We start from the raw sequence: 21,904 nt of genomic DNA on the forward strand, positions 1-21,904 counted from the left end.
GCGGGTATCGAAGGATACCCGCCCCGGTTTTTCGCGCGTAAAATTTTGTGTACTTAGAATAAGTACGTTTTGCGGCCCGCCCGCCGCCGCCATGTTATGATAGCGAAGGGGGCGATAGGATGCCGTTGATGATCCAGGGCTGCAAAAAGGAGCGCTCGGTTTACAAAACGATCTATCTTCCGGAGCGTTTGGCCGACGCGGTTGATCGTATCGCGCTGCGGGAGAATGTCAGCTTTAACCGCGTCATCGTCTGTTTGGTCGAGTTTGGCGTGGAGGCTGCTTTGGCCACGGAGGATTGCTAGGCCCCGCCCGTGGGGACATGTCCTTGGGGGACTTTTTTTCTTGAAAAAAGTCCCCCAAACCCTTCAAAAAAGCGCCTGAAGCAGGGCCCGCGGGCCCGGGCTCAGGGCTCCGCCCTCGAAAAGGCCCGGCGTTTCGTCAGAAACGCCGGGCCTTTTCTCACCCGCAACTTTTGGAAAAGTTGACAAAACTTTTCATTTTAGGCCGGTTACCACGCGCGCGACGCCCGCGAGGTCGCGGCGGGTTTCCACCGCGTGGAAACCCGCGCCGCGCACCAGCGCCGCGACCGCTTCCGCCTGCGTGTACCCCACCTCGAGCGCCAGAAAGCCCCCCTCTTTGATCAGCGGACGGTAGACGTCCGGCAGCGCCCGGTAAAAATCCAGCCCGTCCCCGCCGCCGTAAAGCGCCATTTCCGGTTCGCGCTTTACCTGCGGCGGAAGCCCCGCCATCTCCTCCCGCGAAATGTACGGCGGGTTGGATACCACGCCGTCGAGCGGCGGCAGCGCGGGCGGCGCGAGCGCGTCGCAGAGCAGCGCCTCCACCGGCGCGCCGTTTCGTTCGATGTTTCGCGCGAGATAGGGGAACGCCGCCTCCGACAGCTCGAGCGCGTACACCCGCGCGTCCGGACGCATGTGCGCGATCGAGATTCCCACGCACCCGCTCCCGGCGCACAGGTCCGCGACGACCGGCGAAGGGGTCCCCTCCATCAGGCCGAGCGCGGTCTCCACCAGCGTCTCGGTGTCCGGCTGGGGGATGAGCACCCCCTCGCCCACAAAGAAGGGCAGCCCGAAAAATTCCCACTCGCCCAGCAGGTATTGGAGCGGTTCGCCCTCCGCGAGCTTTCGGCAGTGCGCGAAAAAGCGTTCCAGAGCCGGTGCCCCCGCTTGCCGCGCGTCCAGTCCCGGCGCGTATCGGGGGAGCCCGAATGCGCCCTCAAAGAGACAGGAGACCTCGAACGCGCGGTCGGTGCCCGGCCCCGCGAGCGCGAGCCCTTCGCGGTAGGCGTCGGCGAGCGTCATAAACTTCCCTTCCTTTCCAAAACGCGCCGGCGAATTTCGCCGGCGCGTTTTTGAGTTGTGGCGCGGTGGACGGGGCGGGGAGGCGGAAAATTGCGCGGCCCGGGCCGCGCACGCGCGCTTCGCGCGCGAACGCCCCTGCGGGGCGTTATTTTCCGCCGGGCGGCCCCGGCGAGCCTTCCGGTCGATGGGTTTTCCCGGCATGGGCGGCGGCTGTGCTTGGGCCGCGCGGCCTGCCTGAACCAAAAGCTTTGAAGGGGGGCCGGGGGAAACTTTCCCGAAAGTTTCCCTCCGGTGCGGGGCGTTATTTTCCGCCGGGCGGCCCCGGCGAGCCTTCCGGTCAATGGATCTTCCCGGCACGGACGGCGGCTGTGCTTGGGCCGCGCGGCCTGCCTGAACCAAAAGCTTTGAAGGGGGACCGGGGGAAACTTTCCCGAAAGTTTCCCCCGGGAGGGATATCCATTAACGCTTCCAGTGTTAATAGATATCCTCACCGTTCTCCGGAATGCAGGGGGTCATGGCGGCGATGGCGACCTCAAGCTGTGTGAGGTCGGGCTCGAAGGTGGTGAGCCGCTGGAGCCAGAGGCCGGGCGCGGAGAGCGCGCGGGTGAAGGGATTGTTGTGGCGCCCGGCATAGCGGATGATCTCATAGGAGATGCCGATGACCACGGGCAGCAGCAGGATTTTCAGCGCGACGCGCATCCAGATATTGCTCCAGGTCACGACCGAAAAGACGAGGATGGAGATGACCAGCACGATCAGCAGGAAGCTGGTGCCGCAGCGGGGATGGAAGCGTACATATTTCTTTGCGTTTTCGGGGGTGAGCTCGTCGCCCGCCTCATAGCAGGCGATCGTCTTATGTTCCGCGCCGTGGTATTCGAACACCCGGTGGATGTCCGACATACGGGTGACGAGGAAGAGGTAGAGGATAAAGATGGCGATTTTGAGCAGCCCCTCGGTCAGGGTCATGGCGAAACCGGGGGCGTTGACGAAGTGGCCGAGGAATTTGATGACCGCCGCGGGAAGGAGCATGAAGAGGCCGACGCAGAGCACTGCCGCAAGGATGGTGACGACGGCGTTGAAGACCCACATGGCCTTGTCGCCGAGGTGCTCGTCGACCCAGCGGTCAAATTTGGAGGGTTCCTCCTCCTCGGCGAAGCCGGAGAGGTCGGCGGAACGCATGAGGCACTTGTAGCCCTGCCCGAGCATGCCGATAAAATTAAAGATGCCGCGGAGGATGGGGACCTTGTGGTACCACTTGTTTCCGCCGCTGTCCCAGGTCTCGGTAATAATTTCGCCGTTTTGCTGGCGAATCGCCATCGCGGAAATCCGCGGCCCCTTCATCATGACCCCTTCGATGAGGGCCTGTCCGCCGATGGACGTCTTTTTGATCTCTTTTTTACAGGAGTTTTCCGACAAATGATCAGCCCTTTCCAGACAGGCCGCTGTCCGCGGCCCGCCGCGCCGCCGGTCCCGGCGGCAAGTTCAGATAACATATTACCACGCCAATTGTGAATAAATCAACTCTTTCCCGTGGGCAGCAGGATCGTCACGCGGGTGCCGACATTTTCCTTGGAGGTGAGTTCCAGCGAGCCGCCGTGCATGGCGACGATCTCGTCCGCCACCGCAAGCCCGATTCCCGAGCCGCGGCGGGTGGAATTGGCCTTGAAGAACTTCTCCTTGACCTTGGGCAGATCCTGCTCGCGGATGCCGCAGCCGGTGTCCGCGACGGTGATGCGGATGTTGCCGTCCCGCATGTCGGCCTTGATGGTCACCGTGTCCCCACGGTCGGAGTACTTCAGCGCGTTGTCGATGATGTTGACGAACACCTGGCGCAGCCGGTTGCGGTCCCCCTCGATCGGGGCCACGAGGTCGGGCTCCTCGTAGATAAGGCGCTTTTCCTCATGCTTGGCGCGCTCCTCGAACATGAGCACCGCCTCGGAGAGTTCCGCGATCAGGTCCATCTTATCCTTGACGAGCTTCATCCGGCCGCTCTGGATGCGGCTGAAATCGAGCAGCTCTTCCACCATCCCGGCGAGGCGTTCGGTTTCGCCGGTAATGACCCGCATCCCCTTGGATAGCATCTCCGGATCGACCTCGCCGCCCATGTCGGCGATCGTCTCCGCCCATCCCTTGATCGCGGTGAGCGGGGTGCGCAGTTCGTGGGAGACGGAGGAAATGAAATCGTTTTTCATCCGTTCGCTCTGGGAGAGCTCCTCCGCCATGTAGTTGATCGTGTCGCAGAGTTCGCCGATCTCGTCGTCGTTGCGCTTGGCGAGCCGCGCGTTGAAATCGCCGTGAGCGATCTTGCGCGCGGTGACGCCCACCTCTCCCACCGGGTTGACGATCGAATTGATGAAGTAGGAGCCGGAGAAGATGACGAAGAAGATGATTGCCACGCAAACGAGGGTGAGGATTAGGATAAACAGGATGATTTGCTGATCCACAAGGTCGAGCGAAACGGCGAACCGCACCGCCGCGATCTGCTGGTCGACGACGGGGGAGGCGCGCGTGATCGCCATGATCTTTTCCCCGTTGATCACGCCGGTGAACCGCCCGACGCCGTCGGCGGCCTTCATCGCGTCGTCGAAATCGGGCATCTGGATGTTGCTGCCCGGCTCGAACCCGCTCGAGGTAAAGGTGACCTTTTTATCGATATCGACGGTCATCAGCTCCATGCGGTTGCGCTCCTGGAAGTTTTCCACGAGGCTGCGCACCTGCTCGGAGAAGACGGCCGAGCTGTCCTCGGCGTAGGCGTTGAGCTGCGATACGACGATGTTCGCCTGCGTCATGATCGCCGCCTGGACGTTGTTGTAATAGAAGGCGCGGATGCCGAACGCAAAGCCGATCTCCAGCGCGATCAGAATGACCAGAATGACGCCGAGGTTGTTAAAGAGCCAGCGTTTGGTAATTTTTTTGACAGCCACAGCGTCACCTCGCTTTCTGTTTGCCGCTCGGAGAGCGGCGGAGATTGTCAGTGGTCGACCGACGGCGGTTTTAGATTTGCCGCTCAGTGAGCGGTGGAGCTTGTCGGTAGTCGACCGACAGCGAGTTCCTTTCTTGCTTGCCCAAGAAAGGAACCAAAGAAGGGCACGAGGGGCTTAGGCGGCCTGCCCGGGCTGCGCCCGGAGCGCGCTACGCGCGACGGCCGCTCGCGGGCGCTCCGCCCCGCGGCCCCGGCTTGAGTCCGCTTCGCGGACCCGGCCCTGCGGGCCGGATTCTCTACAAGGATGGCCTGCGGCCAAATCCCTGCGACCCCCGCGCCGCCTCCGGTTGGCCTGCGGCCAAAGTCGGCGGCGCCCCGCCCACGGATGAGCGGACAAGCGACAGCATCCCGCCAGCCTCCGCGCCGCGGGCGCAATGCCTCTGCCGGCGAGCCTCCGGAACCGTACCGGAGGTTCTCATAGGGGAGGCGCGGCCATTTTTATTTCGCTCGCATCTCCCACAGGGAGGCGGAAAACTGCGCGGCTTCGCCGCGCACGCGCGCAGGGCGCACGAACGCCCGGAACGGGCGTTGTTTTCCGCCGTGGGTTATGCGAGCCATCCGGCCTCGTTCGTTGGGAGCGCAAGGCGCACGTCAGTTGCGGCTCCTGCCCGCAACTGACCCCGCGATCGGTCAAGCCGATGCGCGTGCGCCTCACGGGCGGAGGGTCAGCGACCCTCCCCCGTGTGCCCCTACCCGGCAAGCTCGCCGCGCCGTTGTTTCCATCGTTGGGAGCGCCCGCAACCTGAATTGAGCCTTCAGCTGGTGTACCCGTAGGGAGCGGCGGTAGTCCGCGGGTTCTGGCAAGGTACTCCCGGAGATTCCTAAGAACCCGGCGGAGGGTTCTTAGGCGGACTTTTGGTTCCTTTTCGTCCGTGCGAAAAGGAACCCGTGGCGCGCGGCGGAACGCGCTCGTGATTCTTGCCGCCCACGGGCGGCAATTCCCGCGAAAGCCCCGCCGGGCGCAGCGCGGCAAATCTACTTCTGCACCCACTTATAGCCGTAGCCCCAGACGGTGAGTAAAAATTCGGGCTCCGAGGGTTTGTCCTCGAGCTTCATGCGCAGGCGGCGGATATTGACGTCGACGATCTTGACGTCGCCGAAATATCCCTCGCCCCACACCTTATTGAGAATGTCCTGCCGGCCAAGGGCGGTATTGGGGTTGTTGAAGAAATATTCAAGGATCTGGTATTCCACCTGAGTAAGCTCAAGGATCTTGCCGTTCTTCGAGACGGTGCGGCTCTTGGTATTGAGGACAAAGGGCCCCGATTTGATCTCATTAGGCGCGGGCGCGGCGGCCTTTTCGGCGGCCATGGCGACGCGGCGGTAGAGCGCGTCGACCCGCGCGACCAGCTCGGAGGGGGAGAAGGGCTTGGTGACATAGTCGTCGGCGCCGATCATCAGGCCGTTGACCTTGTCCATCTCCTGGCTTTTGGCGGTCAGCATGATGATGCCGATCGAAGAATTCTTTTCCCGGATGCGGCGGCAGACTTCAAAGCCGTCGATGCCGGGCATCATGACGTCGAGCACCGCCACGTCGAAATAGGCGGGATTGCGGTCAAAAATCTGGAGGGCTTCCTCGCCGCTCGGGACGTCGACGACCTCATAGCCCGAACGTTTGAGGTTGATGACCTCAAAGTCGCGGATGACGTCCTCGTCCTCGACCACCAAAATCCGTTTCATGTGAAATCCATCCTTTCCTACCGGTCAGAGCAGGGAGAACATGTCCTGCAGATCGGTCCATGTGATTGCGAGCGGGCTTGACGGGCTTTCGGGGATATAGCCGTAGTAGCTGAACATCCCGCGGGATTCGCTGAACTTCTGATAATTTTCCAGGAATTTGTCCTGGTAATCCTTTTGGGAGACGACGCGGATGCGGGCCAGCTCAACCGAAAGGTCGTTGAGCGGGTCGTCCGAGCCGTTGTAGCCGATAAACCGCCATTCGCCATTCTCCATCTGGTTGACGATCGTGACCGCGCCGATCCACTGCTGGGGGAATTCGACCATATAGCCGCCCCCGCGGTTGATCGCGGCGGCGAACACCCGGACAAGCTCGTCCTTTTCCAGACGGTTATATTCCGTGAGGTAGAGCCGGTCGGCCTCGTCCACCTGGTCGTACCCGGGCAGAAGCCGCGCGGTGGGAATTTCGATCGCGCGGTCCCCGTCGATATCGGTACAGAGGGGGGAGGGGACGCTGTTGGGGTTGTTGGCGCCCGAGGCGGTGTTGGGGCGCTTGGTCATCTGATAGAGGCTCGGCTTCTGGTAATCGGGGTCGAGCCGGTCATAGTCCGCCTCTTCCCCCTCGCCCTCCTCCGAATAACTGATGACGGGGACCAGCTCCCCGTCCGCCACCGAAAAGACCTCGGTGACGAGGATATCGGTCGAGCCGACCGCGAGGCTGTCGCCGGGGACCAGCTCATCCACAAAGATCGCGCGCCGCGCGGAACCGGCCGACAGCCGCCCGGCGGTCACCCCCGCGAACTGTAAGATCCGTTCGGTGAGGGGCTTTTTATCGACGATGGCCACCGCGTCGCCATCAAAGGAGAGCAGGTTGATCCAGAAGGATTCCAGCGTGGTGCGCGAATTGCTCGAGAGCAGGAAGACGTCGGCCTGGCCGTTGCGGTCGAGGTCGTCGATCAGATAGGTCGTATAGCCCGGGGAGACCCCTTCGGCCAAGGCGTTCACCAGCACGCGGTCGGCGGGGGAATAGCGGTAGACCCGCAGCTGCTTTTCCTCCCGGTCGGAGCCGCTCCAGCCGACGACCACGTCGGAGGCGTCCTTGGCAGTGATGTTCGCGAAGGCGACAAACTCGACGTCCTGTCCCGCGCCCGGCAGGTCGCAGAGCGACCGCCACACCCCGTCCTGCCGGTCGAGCAGCACGATGCGCGCGGTGTTGTCGATCGAGGGCTCGTAGAAGACGATCGCCTCCTCCTCGCCGTCCCCGTCGATGTCGTGGAAGACGAACGCCGAACGGTGGTCGCCGCTCTTGGGATATTTGAGGCTGTAGTTCTGGGTGAGCGCCGCGTCGTCGAGCGCGTCGTTGATTGCGCGCTGCTCGGGAGTCAGCCGGGGCGGGCGCATCAAATCGTCGGTCGCCGGGCTGAAGGAGGTGCAGGCGGAGAGCATCAGGCACGCCGCGGCCGCGGCGAGCAGTTTCGAGATACGCGGCATGTCGGTTCCCCCTTCAAAAGAGTTTGCCCGCCCGCCGCAAGGTTACGCCGGGGGCGGGCATACGCACAGTTAGCTATGCTAATTTTATCCCATTGCGGCGCGGATGTCAATCGCGCGCGGGGGCGGGGCCGCGCCGCAAAAAATGGTAAAATAGCCCCATGGCTCCGCCGGGGCGCGCGCCGCGGTCCGGATGGGGAACGCCCGCGCTATTTTTTCCCGGCGGCCGGGTAGGCGATGCGGGCCTCGGAATTCTGGATGAGGTTGAGCAGTGACGAGGCGAAGAGCGGGTAGTCCCGCGAGAGCGCCTCGGTGGTGACGTAGAGCGGGTCCACGTTGGGGATGCGCTCCATGTCCACGGCGGGATCGCCCTTGGCGATCGAATAGGCGTTGGCGCTGCACACCTGCATGGCGGCGTCGGCGTACTGCTGGGCGACGGTGTCGGGCACGGTGAACATCGCGCTCTGATTGCGCGGGTTGGCCCCGTAGACCAGCCGGAACATCCGGTAGACCGCGAGCATCAGAAAAGAGGACACCTCGTTGACGAGCGGCTTGCACGCGCTGCGCGAAAGCATGTCGAAGAGGATGTTGAGCGAGTTGGCGATCAGCTTTTTATTGAGGACGGGGAGCACGCCCGATTTGAAGACATTCTCCTTGCCGACGCTGTCCGGTTCCGGGATGTCCTCGACCGTCAGCTTGGAGCCGGTGCGGTCGGGGGAGCGGCCGAGCATATAGTCGCAGGAAACGCCGTAAAAATCGGCGCAGCGGATGAGGAAATCCAGCCCGCATTCGCGGATGCCCTTCTCGTAATGGGAGAGCAGCGCCTGCGAAATCCCGAGCTTGGATGCCGCGAGCTTCTGGCTGATGCCGCGCTCCTTGCGCAGTAAGGTCAGGACCCTTGGAAAGTCAGCGTTCATTTGTCAATACCCCTCAAGAACCTTTTTTATCTATCTCTCAGGACCCGTGGAGGTCCCGGAAAAGGCCTTTTACGTACTGTAAATTATATAATAACCAAAACCTTTTGTAAATAGGGCATGTCGAGAAAATGAAAGTTTTGTGAAAAAAAGTCAAAAAGGGGCGTTTCGTTTATGCTAACATACAAAATCCATCTGCTCCGGCACGGCCTGACCCGGGCGAATCTCGAGGGGCGCTACATCGGGCGCACCGACCTGCCGCTCTGTCCCGAGGGTCGGGCGCAGCTGGAAAAGCTGCGGGACACCTGCGAGTACCCGTGGGCGGAGCGGGTGTATACAAGCCCGCTGCTGCGCGCGCGGCAGACGGCGGAGCTGCTCTACCCGGGCCGCCCGCTCGAACCGCTGGACAAGCTGCGGGAGCTCGACTTCGGGGCGTTCGAGAACCGGACGATCACCGACCTCGAGCAGGACCCCGCCTTCCGGGCGTGGATCGCGGCCCCCGCCGGGGCCGCCCCGCCGCAGGGGGAGAGCGCGGCGGCGCTCCTGGGGCGCGCCGTCGAGGCGGTGGCGTACATCTTCGCCCGGATGATGGAGGAGCGCGTGACCTCGGTGGCGGTCGTGACGCACGGCGCGCTCATCATGAACCTGCTGGCCGCGATGGGACTGCCCGAGCGGGAGGCGGTGCGCTGGAACGCGGGCCCCGGCGAGGGATACACGCTGCTGCTCTCCGCGCAGATGTGGATGCGCGACCAGAAGTTCGAGGTCTACGAGCAGATCCCCTATCCGTCCGGACAGGGGGACAATTCCGACGAATAAGCAGGCCGTTTTTTGGTGGACTTTTTACATTTTCGTGCTAGAATGTACATAATATCGTTACAAGGAGAAGGTACGCTATGAATCTGAACCTCTGTGTGCTCGAGGGCGACGGCATCGGCCCCGAGATTGTCAAGGAAGCCGTCCGGGTGCTGCGCGCCGTCTGCGGCGCGCGCGGCGTCGGGCTCAGCCTCGATTACGCGCTGCTCGGCGGCGCGGCCATCGACCGGACCGGCGTCCCGCTGCCCGACGAGACGGTGGAAAAATGCCGCGCGGCCCAGGCCGTGCTGCTCGGCGCGGTGGGCGGCCCCAAGTGGGACGGCCTCCCCTCCGGGCTGCGCCCCGAAAAGGGCCTGCTCGGCATCCGGTCGGCGCTCGGCCTCTACGCAAACCTGCGCCCCGCCACCATCTTCCCGGCGCTCAGGGCCGCCTCCCCCCTCAGGGACGAGATCGTCGGCGCCGGGGTGGACATCATGGTGGTGCGCGAGCTCACGGGGGACGTCTATTTCGGCGAGCACAGCCGCTTTGAACGGGACGGGGTCCTCCACGGCAGGGACATCATGGGCTACAGCGTGCCCGAGATTGAGCGGATCGCAAGGGTCGCGTTCGGCCTGGCGCGCAGGCGGGACCGCCGCGTGACCTCGGTGGACAAGGCGAACGTGCTGGAGACCTCGCGCGTCTGGCGGGAGACGGTCACCCGCGTGGCGGAGGAGTTCCCCGACGTGGCGCTCACCCACCTCTATGTGGACAACGCCGCCATGCAGCTCGTGCGCGACCCCGCGCAGTTCGACGTGCTCGTGACCGGAAACCTCTTCGGGGACATCCTCTCGGACGAGGCGTCGATGATCTCCGGCTCGATCGGCATGCTCGCCTCCGCGAGCCTTGGGGATGGCCCCTTCGGCCTCTACGAGCCGATCCACGGCAGCGCGCCCGACATCGCGGGGCAGGGGAAGGCCAATCCGCTGGCGACCATCCTCTCGGCGGCGATGATGCTGCGCTACACCTTCGACCTGCCCGAACTGGCGGGCGCGGTCGAACAGGCGGTCTCCGACGCGCTGGGAACGGCGCGCACCCCCGACATCCGGGGGGACGGGCTGCCGGTGTGGACGACCGAACAGATGGGCGGCTTCGTCGCCCAGAGGGCCGCCGAACTGCTCGCGTGAGCGGATGGGAAAATTTGCGCCGGGCCGCGTGAAAACGGGCCGTTCGGCGCACCTTATGAACAGCAATCAGTAATCCGCCGCGGGACGACTCCCGCAGGGAGGGATACCAATGGGACTTTTCAGGGCGCTCAAGACCAATGCCAGGCGGGCTTTGGCGGGCAGCTGGGGCAGGGCGATCGGCATCATGCTGATCTCCGTGATCCCCGGGGTGCTGATCAACCTGCTGGAATACGGCATCCGCGAGGTGAGCGGCGTGTCGGAATTCGTCAACCGCTCGGGCACGGGCAACGCCTTCCGGGCGGCGGCGAACATCGCCCCCGCCTCCATCGCGATCACGCTGCTCGTGTCGCTGCTCGTCTTTTTCATCATGACCCCGCTGCGGCAGGGGATCATCCGCTGGTACTACCGCCGCACGGGCGGCGAGCGGGACGGCGTAACGGGCATCTTCCACTACTTTGAGACGGCCGCCGGGTATTTCCGCGCGCTCTGGCTCAACTTCCTCATCGGGTTCCGGATGCTCCTTTGGACCCTCCTGCTGACCGTCCCGCTCGCCCTGCTGACAGGGCTGCTCTCCGTCGCGGGCGGAGCCGGCCGCGCCACCCGGACCTTCGCCATGCTGCTCATGCTCGTCTGGATGGTGATCGCCTGCGTCGTGATCGTCATCGTCGGGCTGCGCTATTTCCTCGCCCCCTACCTGCTCGCCGAGCATCCCGGCTACAAGGCGCGCGCGGCCATCCGGGAGGGCGTGAAGCTGGTGCGCGGCTACAAGGGGAGCGTCTTCCTCTTCGCCCTCTCCTTCATCCTCTGGTACCTGCCGTCGCTGCTGGCGGCACTGCTCGTCCTCTTTATCCCCTTCTCCGATCCCTTCTACCTTTTCCAGGTCACGGGCCTGCTCCTGCTTCTGATGCTCGCCCAGCTGGGGATCTGCTTCTATCTGGTGCCCTACCAGAGCGCCTCCCTCGCGATGTACGCGCGCTACCTCATCCAGACGGGGGAGAGCGGCGGCGTGGACGAGTATGGGGACTCCACCCGGGAATACAAGCCGGAGATCGACCGCTACCTGGAAGCGCAGGCCTCCCGGGCGCCCGCGGAAGAACCGCCCGCGCCGCGGCCGGGCGGGGAGGAAACCGGCGGTTCCGGACCGGAGGGGGAAGCGCCCGTCTGACCGGTCACAAATCGAAAGAAAGAGAAAAGCACAGGACCCAATGTCCTGTGCTTTTTTCTGTTTCCCAAAAAGACTACTTCTTCTCTTCCCACACATTCAACGCAGCTATTTTGCGTCAGACAACTGATTGATGCACTCGGCGCAGACGTTTCTTCCCTTGAAGCTGACGACATTCGTCGCGCTGTTGCAGAAGATGCACGCGGGCTCATATTTCTTCAGGATAATATGGTTGCCATCCACGTAGATCTCAAGGGAATCCTTTTCATTAATGTCTAAAGTGCGGCGCAACTCAATTGGAAGAACGATGCGTCCCAGCTCGTCGACTTTGCGGACGATACCGGTAGATTTCATTTATACACCCCCTATCCGGCAAAAATGCCTTTAACTAACAATATAACGTATTTTTGTAAAATTGTAAACGAATTTGTGAAAAATGCGTCAATATTTGTCATGAATAACGAAACATAAAAGAATAAACTGTATAATATACATATACGGAACCGATAGGGGGTGTCCGGGTATGATGAACGTCATTTTTGCAGGAATCATTCTCTTTTCCTTCGTTTTCGCCGCGCTGACCGGCCGGATGCCCCAGCTTTCCGAAGCCGCCATGGGGCAGGCGGGAGAGGCGGTCACGCTGGTGCTCTCCCTCACCGGGATGCTCTGTCTGTGGAGCGGGCTTATGAAGATTGCACAGGAGTCGGGCCTCACCGAATTGCTCTCCCGCCTGCTCGCTCCGGTCACAAAACGCCTTTTCAAGGGTCTGCGCCCCAACGGCGAGGCGGTGAACGCCATCACCATGAACCTCATCGCGAACTTCCTCGGCCTCGGTAACGCGGCCACCCCGCTGGGCATCCGCGCGATGTGCGAGATGGCCAAAGAACAGCGCGCCGACGGCGCCGCGACAAACGATATGGCGATGTTCGTCGTCGTCAATACCGCCTCAATCCAGCTCATCCCCGCCACCACGGCGATGCTTCGCATGCAGGCGGGCTCCGCCGCGCCGCTGGACATCCTGCCCGCCACCTGGATCGCATCGGTCGGCTCGGTGGCCGTGGGCATCGTGATGGCGGGGCTGCTCGCGCCCCTCTGGAGGAAACGGCCGTGACCGCGGTCGGCGTCTGGATGGTCCCGCTCGCCATCGCCGGGATCGTCGGGTTCGGGCTTCTGCGCGGCGTCAAGGTGTTCGACCTCTTCGTCGAGGGCGCGAAGGAGGGGCTCACGACCGCCGTCAACATCCTGCCCGCCCTTGTGGCGCTCGTCGTCGCCGTCGGCATGTTCAAGGCCAGCGGCGGCCTCGATCTGCTCTCCTTTGCCCTCGAACCGATCGGAAAGCTGCTCGGCCTGCCCCGCGAGGTCATCCCCCTTTCGCTCATCCGCCCCATTTCGGGCAGCGGCGCCATGGCGATCTTCAACGACATCCTCCGCAGCCACGGCCCAGACAGCCTCGCCGGCCGCATCGCCAGCGTCATGATGGGCTCCACGGAAACCACCTTCTATACCATCGCCGTCTATTACGGCGCGGCGGGCATCAAAAATACCCGGCATACCATCCCCGCCGCCCTCAGCGCGGATATTTCCGGATTCTTTCTTTCGGCGCTTGCTGTGAAGCTTCTTTTTTATTGAGCTTTCGTTCGGAGGACTGCCCCTTCGGGGCGCTTCAGATGTGCCGCTCAGGGAGCGGCGGAGCTTGTCGGTGGCCGACCGACGGCGGGCTTAGATTTGCCGCTCGGGGAGCGGCGGAGGTTGTCGGTGGCCGACCGACGGCGGGCTTAGATTTGCCGCTCGGGGAGCGGCGGAGGTTGTCGGTGGCCGACCGACGGCGGGCTTAGATTTGCCGCTCGGGGAGCGGCAGAGCTTGTCGGTAGTCGACCGACAGCGACCCCTTAGGCTTACCGCTCATTGAGCGGCGTAGTTGCCGGGTCCCGCCCCGGCGGGCGGCCCCATTTCTTGTGCGGACAAGAAATGGGGGAAAGAAGCCGCAGGGGGCTGCGCCCCCTTGACCCCCGCGCCGCCTCCGGTTGGCCTGCGGCCAAAGTCGGCGGCGCCCTGCCACGGATCAATGGGCGGGTGTGCAGCATCCCGCTCGCCGCCGCGCCGCGGGCGCAATGCCTCTGCCGGAGAGCCCCCGGAACCGTACCGGGGGTGCTCCTGGGGAGGCACGGCCGCTGACGGTGGGCGCGCGGCGGCCACAGGGCGGAAAACAACGCCCCGCAGGGGCGTTCGCGCGCTTTGCGCGTGTGCGCGGCGAAGCCGCGCAGTTTTCCGCCCAACCTTGCGGGCCACGCCGCGCTATATCAAAGGAGCCGCCTCTCGGCGGCTCCTTTACGCGTCCTCCGCGCTTTCGTCTGATATGTAGAGTTCTTCGGCTTCCCGAAGCGCCTGCTTCACCTTAAGCGACTGCCCCGCCGCCAGCCTTCCGTAGATGTCCAGCAGGTCCGCCGTTTCGCTCATTGTCCCCACCAGCAGGTGGTACATTTTTTGATAGTCGGGCATTTTGCACCTCCAGATTACCCGGATTCGGGTTATAACAAAATTTTAGCAGACAACATAAGAAAAGTCAACCCGAATTCGGGTAATTCGCTAAAAAACCTCTGCTAATATGGGTATTAACCGGTATACGGGTAATGCTCATGGGAGGAGGGGATGTTGTGGAGTATTCAGAAATCATTGTTTGGCGAATCAAATCGCTCTGCGGCAAGCGCGGAATAACCTACAACAAACTCGCCTCGATAAGTGGATTGAAGCAGTCGACGGTAGACAATATCGTTCGGGGCCTGACAAAGAATCCACGCATTATGACGCTTCACAAAATAGCGAATGGTCTGAACATGACAATTTCAGAGTTTTTGGATTTTAAAGAGATGAACGATGTATCGTTCGAGAACGACCTCAATGACGATGAAGAATAAAAGAGCGCCGCCCGGATGGGCGGCGCTCTTTTGCGTTCTGGGATCGTATCTCCCCGAAAGCATGACAGGGACGGTCCCGGAGGCTCTCGGGCAGAGGCATTGCGCCCGCGGCGCGGCGGCAGGCGGGATGCTGAACACCTGTCCGTTGATGCGTGGACAGGGCGCCGCCGACTTTGGCCGAAGGCCAACCGGAGGCGGCGCGGGGGTCAAGGGGGCGCAGCCCCCTGCGGTTTCTTTCCCCTATTTCTTGGGCGGCCAAGAAATAGGGCCGCCTGCCGGGGCGGGACCCGGCAGCTCCGCCGCTCAATGAGCGGCAAATCGAAACCCGCCGTCGGTCGACTACCGACAAACTGCGCCGCTCAATGAGCGGCAAACCTAAAACGGCCGTCGGCCGGCCACCGACAAACTGCACCGCTCCCCGAGCGGCAAATTCAAAAAAACCTATTTCGCCAAAAACCCAATTTTCTTATAGACCTTATCCAGCGTCCGCTGGGAAATCGCCTCGGCGCGCGCGGCGCCCTTCCTGTAACATTCCTCGAGGAAGGCCTTGTCGGCCATATAGCGGTCGAACTGCTCGCGCACGGGGCGGAGGGTCTCTGCGACCGCTTCGCCGACGGCGGTTTTGAAGTCGCCGTAGCCGCGTCCGGCGAACTCCGCCTCGATGGCGGGAAAGTCCCTGCCGGTGACGGCGGAATAGATCGCCATGAGGTTATTGATGCCGTCCTTGCCCTCGCGGCAGACGACCTCGGCCTCCGAGTCGGTGACGGCGGAACGGAACTTCTTGACGATCGTCTCGGGCTTGTCGAGGATGCCGATAAAAGCCTTGGGGTTGTCGTCGCTCTTGCTCATCTTTTTGGTGGGCTCCTGAAGGGACATGACCTTGGCGGCGAGCTTGGGGATATAGCCGTCGGGCAGGGTAAAGACGTTGCCGTAAACGCCGTTGAACCGCTGTGCGATGTTGCGCGCGAGCTCGAGGTGCTGCTTCTGGTCGATGCCCACGGGCACGAGGTCGGCCTGATAGAGCAGGATGTCGGCGGCCATGAGCACCGGGTAGGTGAAGAGGCCGGCGTTGACGTTTTCGGGATGCTTGGCGGACTTATCCTTGAACTGGGTCATGCGGGAGAGCTCGCCGAACTGGGTGTTGCAGGAGAGCACCCACGAGAGCTCGGCGTGGGTCTTGACATGGCTCTGGATGAAGAGCACCGACTTTTCCGGGTCGATGCCGCAGGCCATGACGAGCGCGAGCGCGGCGAGGGTGTTTTCGCGCAGGGCCTTGGGGTCCTGGCGGACGGTGATCGCGTGCATGTTGACCACCGAGTAGACGCAGTCGTATTCATCCTGGAGCGCGACCCAGTTTTTGATCGCGCCGAGGTAGTTGCCCAGCGTCATGATGCCGGTGGGCTGGATGCCGGAAAAGATGCGCTGTCTGCGCTCGGGTTTGGGCTGTGCGGTCTGTTCCATTGTGAAAGCTCCTATCTTCTTAGTCGTAAAGCGCGTGGGTCAGCCTGCCGAGGCGTTTGCACCCCTCGACGATCGCCTCGTCGGTGGGGGTGGAGAAGTTCATGCGGAAGCTGCGGCAGGGGTCGGTCTCCCTCGCGAGGAAGGCGATGCCCGGCACGACGGCGACCTTCTCGGCGACCGCGCGGTTGCAGAAATCCATCATATCCGCGCCCTCGGGCAGGGTGCACCAGAGGAAGAGGCCGCCCTCGGGGGTGGTGTGGGCGACGCGGGGGGAGAACTCCCGGTCGATGCAGTCGAGCATGAGGGCGCATTTCCGGCGGTAGATCTCCTGGAGGCGCGCGAAATGCGCGCCGAGGTCGGCGGTGGCAAGCCACCGCTCGCAGATCATCTGGGCGAGGATGTTGGTGTGCACGTCGGCGCACTGCTTGCCGACGGTCATCTTGGCGATGACGGCGGGAGGCGCGGCGACAAAGGCGACGCGGACGCCCGGCGCGAGGATTTTGGAGAAGCTGCCGACATAGAGGACGTGGCCGTCAGTGTCGAAGGATTTGATCGCGGGGAGCGGCTCGCCCGCGAAACGCAGGTCGCCGTAGGGGTTATCCTCGAAGACCATGACGTCGTATTTTTGCGCGAGGCGCAGGATCTCCCTGCGCTTATGCAGGCTCGTCGTGATGCCGGTCGGATTCTGGAAGTTGGGGATGACGTAGAGGAGCTTGACGTTGGGCTGCTCGGCCATCGCGCGCTCGAGCTTTTCGAGGTTGAGGCCGTCCGCCTCCATCTCGACGCCGACGAGGTTGCAGTTGTAGGACCGGAAGCAGTTCAGGCAGCCGATGAAGGAGGGGTCCTCGCAGAGGACGGTGTCCCCCTCGTTGACGAACGCCTTGGTGGCGAGGTCGGCGCCCTGCTGCGCGCCCGACAGGATGATGAGGTCGTTTCCCTCCATCGGGACGCCGTAGCGGTCGGCGACCATCCTTTTGAGCGCCTCGCGCAGGGGCGGGTAGCCCTCGGTGATCGAATACTGCAGCGCGTCGATGGGGCGGTCCCGGAGGATTTCCGCCGTGATGCGGCGCACGTCGTCGACGGGGAAGGCGTCGGGGGCGGGGTTGCCCGCCGCGAAGGGGATGACCTCCGGGTCGGAGGTGGCTTTCAAAATCTCACGCACCAGCGAGGGCTGGAGGGAGGACATGCGGTTGGAAAACTGATAGGTCATGATGGGCCGTCCTTTCTGCGTTCCGGCAGGATGCTTTCGCACATTAAATCATATGCAAGTATTTTAGCACAAGCGGAAAGGCATTTCAAGGAAGGCGGAGGCTTTTTTGCCGCGCGCTCCGCCGGAAAGCCTCCAAAATCGACAACCTCTTTCGACCGGTTATGCAGACTGTAATATCTACAATTAATGTTACAGCAAGGATAACCTTCTATCATATGAGGAACAGGTGAACTTTATGCAGAACAGGACAGGCCTCGCGGGGCTTTCGATCGGCGCGAGGGCGCGCCAGGCGGTACGCGCCCACAAGCTCGGGCTCGGATATCTCGGGTATATCGCGGCGGGCTTTGTGTCGGCCAACGCGTTCGTGCTGGGCGGGCTCGCCCCCTTTGGGGTGGCGTTCGCGGCGTCCGCGAAACAGAAGTTCGGCGCGGCGGCCATCCTCGGCGCCACGCTCGGCTATCTGTTCTCCCTCGACGTGCTCGGGAACGTCAAGTACATCGTCGCGATGGCGTTTTTGTTTCTGCTGCGCTGGGTCCTCTCCTCCGGCAGCCTGCTCAAGGGGATCCGCCCGTCCGGCCAGGCGCTCACCGCCCTCGCCCTCGGGCCGCCCTCGCTGGCGATCACCTTCCTCTCGGGCGGCAGCGTCTACGACGGGGTGCTCGCGGTGGCCGAGCTGCTGCTCGCCTGCTGCGCCGCCTACTTCTTTTCCCGGTCCGCACAGGCGCTCGAGCTGGGGGCCGACAACCTGCGCCAGACCGACGTCACCTCGCTGGTGATCACCTTCTGCATCGTGATCCTCGCCCTCGTCAATCTCAAGGTGCTCGGCGTGTCGGTCGGGCGCACGCTGGCGGTGCTCGTCATCCTCATCTGCGCGCAGGCCGCCCGCGAGGCGGGCGGCGCGATCGCCGGGGTCGCGGCCGGCGTGTCCGCCGGGGTGATCGGCGGGCCGTACACCTTTTTGATGGGGACCTACGGCTTCGGCGGGCTGCTGGCCGGGGTGTTCGCGCCGATGGGGCGCGCCGCCTCGGCCGGGGCGTTCATCGTCGTCAACACCTTCGCGCTGCTCGCCGCCCGCCGCATCCTCGACCGCGGGCTGCTCATCGAGGTATTCGTGGCGAGCATCCTCTCGATCCTCATCCCCGCCTCCTTCCTCAAGCGGTTTTCCGCCCGCCCGGCGGGGGACCGGGCGGTGCAGGGGGAGACCTACAAGGCGCTGCTGAAGAACCGGATCGGCGGCGTGTCGCTCGCCCTGCGGGACGTGGCCGACACGACCCGCAGGGTCAACGAGCGGCTCTCCGGGATGGTGAGCGGGGACCTCTCGTCGGTCTACAACGCGGCCGCGGACCGGGTGTGCCGCAAGTGCAAGAACCGCTCGGTCTGCTGGCAGCTCAAATATACCGACACCTGCAATGTGCTCAACGACGCGCTCGGGGTGCTGCGCAGGGGGGAGGAGCTGGCGCCCGAGGCGTTCCCCGCCTACTTCTCCAAGAGCTGCCTGCGCCTCCCCGAGCTTTCGACCCAGATGAACCTGCTCTTCCAGGAATATACCGCGCGGGAGAGCATGCGGCGCAAGGTGTCGCAGGTGCGCGGGGTGGTGACCGACCAGTTCGAGGGGATGGCGCTGATGATCGACGCGATGGGGCGCGACCTCGACGAGCTGGCCACGCAGGACGGCACGACGGCGGGCAAGGTGCGGGAGTACCTCCAGTCGCTGAACGTCTTTCCCGACCTCGTGACCTGCACGGTGGACGGCGGCGCGAACATGACGCTGGAGGTCACGGTCCCCACCTACAAGCTCTCGCGGCTCGACCTGACCGAGCTGACGGTGTCACTGTCGGACATCTGCGGGCGGGATTTCGGCCTGCCCGCCTGCAAAAACCGGACCGACTGCGCGGCGACGGTGATGACCTTCACCGAGAAGGCGGTCTACACGGTCAAGTGGGGCGCGACCCAGCTGGGGAGCAGCTGTTCGCGGCTGTGCGGGGACAGCTACAGCTATGTCGACGGCCGGGGCGGCCGGGTGAACGTCATCCTGTCGGACGGGATGGGCAGCGGCGGCGCGGCGGCGGTCGACTCGACGATGACCTCCGAGCTGCTGGCGCGGCTGATCGAGGCGGGCGTGAGCCTCGACGCCTCCCTCAAGCTCGTCAATTCGGCGCTGCTCGTCAAATCGGGCGACGAATCGCTCGCCACGATCGACATCACCGGCGTCGACCTCTACACCGGCAAGGCGGAGTTCTACAAGGCGGGCGCGGCCCCCACCTTCCTGCGCAAGTCGGGCAAGGGGGGATATGTCGAGTCGAGCTCGCTGCCGGTGGGCATCCTCGGGGGCGTGAACTTCGAAAAAAACGCCGTCACGCTGCGTGACGGCGATGTGATCGTCATGGTGTCGGACGGCGCGGTGGCCGGCGGCTATGAATGGCTGGTGTCCGACCTCGAGCACTACGGGGGGGACGACCCGAAGGAGCTGAGCGAACAGCTGGCCGACGAGGCCAGGCGGCGCCGCACCGACGGGCACGAGGACGACATCACGGTGATCGTGCTCATGCTCGAGCGGGGGATTTAAGCGGCCCTACGCGTAGGGGCCCGCCTCGAGCAGGACGACGAACCGGTCCTCGGGCGGGAGCAGGACGACCTTCTTGTTCTTGCTCCTGGCGGTGTCGACCGCCTCGACCGAGACGACGGCGGGCGCGCAGTCGTTGGGGCGGGCGTAGCCCTCGGCGAAGCCGGAGACCCCGCCGATGCGGGAGACCCACACCCCCTCGAGCCCGCGGGCGAGGAAGGAGTCGTATTCGGGGGAGAGGTTGTTGCCGAAATGGTCGGTAAAGGTATAGGAGCCGTTCGCCCCGGCGGGGGCGCGGTCGGTGAGCAGGGTGAGCAGCTGGGGGGAGGCCGCGCGGGAGAGCGCGGGGTAGTAGGTCTTGAACTCCATGAGCCGCAGGCGCTGGGCGTTGAGGTTCTCATAGCGGGTCTTGACCTTGCGAAGCTTCGCCTTTTTTTCGGTGGCGGTCAGCCGCCACTCCTCGGCGGAGCCCTGGCTGACGAGGTTGGTGAGGTTCATCGTGAGCCCCGTCACCCTGCCCTCGCCCGACATGGTGAGGACGCTGTCCACCACGAGCACGTTGGCCGGGTCGTCCTGCTTCATGACCTCGAGAATTTTATTCATGCTCGCCTTATCCAGGACGTTGGCGGCGGTGATCTTGTCGAGCGTCGTGGTGTTGAGCCGCACGCGCAGTGCCTCGATGCCCTTGGAGATGCCGAAGAGCACCCCGATGCAGAGCGCGAGGGCAATGAGCGTCACAAGGATCAGCCGGCGCTTGTATTTGGGCTTCATCCGTTTGAACTGCGCGAAGGTCAACTGCACCACCGCCTGTCAGATTTTGTTTCCCAATGGAGAGGTGTCCGGTTGCTTCCATTATAATGCATTGTCGGAGGATGTCAATAAATGCCGGTTCCCGCGGCCCCCCTTTTTCCCGGGCGCGCGCCGCGGGGGAATAAAAGGCGGCCGCCCCGGGGGCGGCCGCCTTTTATTCCCGCAGGGCGCCTGCGGCCCAGTCGTCAAAGGCCGACAGCTGCCCGGGCGTGTGAAAAAAGTGCTCCCCGCCCGGAAGGACCCGCACCTCGGCGCCGTACCGCCGCGAAAAGGCGGCGATCTCCGGCCACGCGCAGAGGGCGTCGTTTTCGCCGTAGAGGATGGACGTCGGGCTTTCCCACGCGAAGCGCACGGGGTGGGTCCTCACGTAGCCGAAATAATCCCAGTCGAGCGGCGGGCCGCCCTCCACCGGGATGAGCCTTTCCGCCCGCAGCCGTTCCTCGCTCACGCCGGCGGCGGCCATCATGTCGCGGATGATCCGCTCCATGTTGACCACGGGAGAGAGGAAGAGGCTCTGGGAGAGGGGCAGCCCGTGGTAGGCGAGCAGGCCGAAATAGGCCCCCATGCTGCACCCGAAGAGGGCGACGCTTCCCGCCCGCGGGCGGACGTATTCGTAGACCGTGCCGAGGTCGCTTACACAGGACGGCGGATCGGGCGGCAGGGCGCCGCCGGCCCGTTCGCCGTGCTGCGGCAGGTCGAAGCTGAGCGTCCGGTACCCCTTTTCGGCGGCGCGCCGCGCCAGCAGGGCGATAACCCGGTCCGCCTTGTGCGAGAAGTTGCCGTGCACCGCGATGATCCAGCGGTCGGAGGCGGGCCCCCACAGGAGGGCGGGAATCCCCTCCGCCGCGCCTGGAATCGTGATGCGTTCCGTCTGGTCCATACTGCCTCCATCCGGCGGACGCCGGTTCCTTTTATTGCTCCTGGCCCGCCTTCCGGTTGCGCAGGAAGGGGATCCAGTTGACGAACAGGGAGATGAAAATGCCGATGAGCGTATCGAGGATGCGGTTGAGCGCGAACACATAGGGGACGAGGTCGAGCCCGTGGGAGACGGTGATGCTCAAAAAGACGACGCAGGTGATATAGGTGGCGGAGGTCTTTTTGACGAGCACGGTGAGGTACATGAGCGGGACGAGGGCGGCGGAGATGATCGCGTACTGCAAGAGCCCGGTCCCCTCGGGCAGGAAGGTGCGCAGCAGGTAGAGCACGCCCATGCCGTAGAGACCGCCGATCAGCGTGCCGACGACCCGGTTGAGCCCGACGCGGAGGCCCCCCCGCACGTCGGGCTGCATGCAGAGGATGGCGGCGATCGCGGAGTAGAAGGGGACGCCGTCGCCGCGCAGCGTGTCGATGAGAAAACAGAGGAAGACGGCGAGCGCGGACTTTAAGATCCGCAGGCCGGGCCGCGGGAGTTTGGCGGGGGACATGG

21 protein-coding genes are annotated in these 21,904 nt (G+C 63.8%); 8 read left to right on the top strand and 13 right to left on the bottom strand.

The features are described 5' to 3' along the window. Positions 1-119 precede the first annotated feature (119 nt). On the top strand, positions 120-302 hold the full coding sequence (locus C1A13_RS03500) for a hypothetical protein (RefSeq protein ID WP_101549156.1): 183 nt from the start codon (positions 120-122) through the stop codon (positions 300-302). Between the two features lie 192 nt (positions 303-494). Here the strand turns inward: C1A13_RS03500 and prmC are convergent, their stop codons facing one another. The 6 genes from prmC to C1A13_RS03530 form a co-directional block, all read right to left on the bottom strand. Continuing rightward, positions 495-1,319, bottom strand: a complete 825-nt coding sequence (gene prmC / locus C1A13_RS03505; protein WP_172439153.1) for a peptide chain release factor N(5)-glutamine methyltransferase — start codon at positions 1,317-1,319, stop codon at positions 495-497. A 474-nt stretch (positions 1,320-1,793) separates the two neighbouring features. Next, positions 1,794-2,735 carry a DUF1385 domain-containing protein gene (locus tag C1A13_RS03510; protein ID WP_101549160.1) on the bottom strand — a complete coding sequence of 314 codons (942 nt, stop codon included), beginning with the start codon at positions 2,733-2,735 and terminating at the stop codon, positions 1,794-1,796. A 101-nt stretch (positions 2,736-2,836) separates the two neighbouring features. Then, the gene (locus C1A13_RS03515; RefSeq protein ID WP_101549162.1) at positions 2,837-4,243 is read right to left on the bottom strand and encodes a sensor histidine kinase; all 1,407 of its coding nucleotides are present in this window, start codon (positions 4,241-4,243) and stop codon (positions 2,837-2,839) included. Positions 4,244-5,277: 1,034 nt separating this feature from the next. Further along, positions 5,278-5,982: a response regulator transcription factor gene (locus tag C1A13_RS03520; protein ID WP_101549164.1), complete on the bottom strand. Its 705-nt coding sequence runs from the start codon at positions 5,980-5,982 to the stop codon at positions 5,278-5,280. 24 nt (positions 5,983-6,006) lie between these two features. Continuing rightward, positions 6,007-7,470 carry a hypothetical protein gene (locus C1A13_RS03525; protein ID WP_101549166.1) on the bottom strand — a complete coding sequence of 488 codons (1,464 nt, stop codon included), beginning with the start codon at positions 7,468-7,470 and terminating at the stop codon, positions 6,007-6,009. Positions 7,471-7,676: 206 nt separating this feature from the next. After that, complete coding sequence (locus C1A13_RS03530; RefSeq protein WP_101549168.1) at positions 7,677-8,384, bottom strand: helix-turn-helix domain-containing protein; 708 nt, start codon at positions 8,382-8,384, stop codon at positions 7,677-7,679. A 171-nt stretch (positions 8,385-8,555) separates the two neighbouring features. Between C1A13_RS03530 and C1A13_RS03535 the strand changes: the two genes are divergently transcribed. The 3 genes from C1A13_RS03535 to C1A13_RS03545 all read left to right on the top strand — a co-directional run bounded on the left by C1A13_RS03535 (position 8,556) and on the right by C1A13_RS03545 (position 11,522). Then, entirely contained in the window at positions 8,556-9,197 is a 642-nt protein-coding gene (locus C1A13_RS03535) for a histidine phosphatase family protein (protein ID WP_101549170.1), read from the top strand. 77 nt (positions 9,198-9,274) lie between these two features. Further along, on the top strand, positions 9,275-10,357 hold the full coding sequence (leuB, locus tag C1A13_RS03540) for a 3-isopropylmalate dehydrogenase (RefSeq protein ID WP_101549172.1): 1,083 nt from the start codon (positions 9,275-9,277) through the stop codon (positions 10,355-10,357). Between the two features lie 109 nt (positions 10,358-10,466). Next, entirely contained in the window at positions 10,467-11,522 is a 1,056-nt protein-coding gene (locus C1A13_RS03545; protein WP_101549174.1) for a DUF975 family protein, read from the top strand. A gap of 105 nt (positions 11,523-11,627) precedes the next feature. Here C1A13_RS03545 and C1A13_RS03550 read toward each other — a convergent pair whose 3' ends face one another. Next, positions 11,628-11,873 carry an AbrB/MazE/SpoVT family DNA-binding domain-containing protein gene (locus C1A13_RS03550; protein ID WP_101549176.1) on the bottom strand — a complete coding sequence of 82 codons (246 nt, stop codon included), beginning with the start codon at positions 11,871-11,873 and terminating at the stop codon, positions 11,628-11,630. Positions 11,874-12,042: 169 nt separating this feature from the next. Here C1A13_RS03550 and C1A13_RS03555 point away from each other — a divergent pair, with 169 nt between their 5' ends. Continuing rightward, entirely contained in the window at positions 12,043-12,630 is a 588-nt protein-coding gene (locus C1A13_RS03555; RefSeq protein ID WP_101549178.1) for a nucleoside recognition domain-containing protein, read from the top strand. After that, on the top strand, positions 12,627-13,148 hold the full coding sequence (locus tag C1A13_RS03560) for a spore maturation protein (RefSeq protein WP_242970808.1): 522 nt from the start codon (positions 12,627-12,629) through the stop codon (positions 13,146-13,148). Before C1A13_RS03555 ends, C1A13_RS03560 begins: the two co-directional genes overlap by 4 nt. Positions 13,149-13,847: 699 nt before the next feature. On the opposite strand, the gene C1A13_RS14830 is transcribed toward C1A13_RS03560, so the two are convergent. Next, positions 13,848-14,018: a hypothetical protein gene (locus C1A13_RS14830; RefSeq protein ID WP_172439154.1), complete on the bottom strand. Its 171-nt coding sequence runs from the start codon at positions 14,016-14,018 to the stop codon at positions 13,848-13,850. A 155-nt stretch (positions 14,019-14,173) separates the two neighbouring features. On the opposite strand from C1A13_RS14830, the gene C1A13_RS03565 reads away from it, so the two are divergent. Then, positions 14,174-14,434: a helix-turn-helix domain-containing protein gene (locus C1A13_RS03565; RefSeq protein WP_101549180.1), complete on the top strand. Its 261-nt coding sequence runs from the start codon at positions 14,174-14,176 to the stop codon at positions 14,432-14,434. Positions 14,435-14,875: 441 nt separating this feature from the next. Here C1A13_RS03565 and trpS read toward each other — a convergent pair whose 3' ends face one another. Continuing rightward, positions 14,876-15,895, bottom strand: coding sequence for a tryptophan--tRNA ligase (gene trpS / locus C1A13_RS03570; RefSeq protein WP_101549182.1), 1,020 nt, complete (start codon positions 15,893-15,895; stop codon positions 14,876-14,878). Positions 15,896-15,914: 19 nt separating this feature from the next. Next, the gene (locus tag C1A13_RS03575) at positions 15,915-17,105 is read right to left on the bottom strand and encodes a PLP-dependent aminotransferase family protein (RefSeq protein ID WP_101549184.1); all 1,191 of its coding nucleotides are present in this window, start codon (positions 17,103-17,105) and stop codon (positions 15,915-15,917) included. Between the two features lie 235 nt (positions 17,106-17,340). On the opposite strand from C1A13_RS03575, the gene C1A13_RS03580 reads away from it, so the two are divergent. Beyond that, a complete protein-coding gene (locus C1A13_RS03580; protein ID WP_146021677.1) occupies positions 17,341-19,671 on the top strand; it encodes a SpoIIE family protein phosphatase in 2,331 nt (776 codons plus the stop codon). A gap of 6 nt (positions 19,672-19,677) precedes the next feature. On the opposite strand, the gene C1A13_RS03585 is transcribed toward C1A13_RS03580, so the two are convergent. From C1A13_RS03585 to C1A13_RS03595, 3 genes are all read right to left on the bottom strand, one after another. Next, positions 19,678-20,463 carry a hypothetical protein gene (locus C1A13_RS03585; protein ID WP_101549188.1) on the bottom strand — a complete coding sequence of 262 codons (786 nt, stop codon included), beginning with the start codon at positions 20,461-20,463 and terminating at the stop codon, positions 19,678-19,680. Between the two features lie 169 nt (positions 20,464-20,632). Beyond that, positions 20,633-21,358 carry an alpha/beta hydrolase gene (locus C1A13_RS03590; protein WP_101549190.1) on the bottom strand — a complete coding sequence of 242 codons (726 nt, stop codon included), beginning with the start codon at positions 21,356-21,358 and terminating at the stop codon, positions 20,633-20,635. Positions 21,359-21,389: 31 nt separating this feature from the next. Then, on the bottom strand, positions 21,390-21,902 hold the full coding sequence (locus tag C1A13_RS03595) for an FUSC family protein (RefSeq protein WP_101549192.1): 513 nt from the start codon (positions 21,900-21,902) through the stop codon (positions 21,390-21,392). Positions 21,903-21,904 lie beyond the last annotated feature (2 nt).

It is taken from the genome of Anaerotruncus massiliensis (ex Togo et al. 2026) (assembly GCF_900199635.1).
Classification (GTDB): domain Bacteria; phylum Bacillota; class Clostridia; order Oscillospirales; family Ruminococcaceae; genus Anaerotruncus; species Anaerotruncus massiliensis.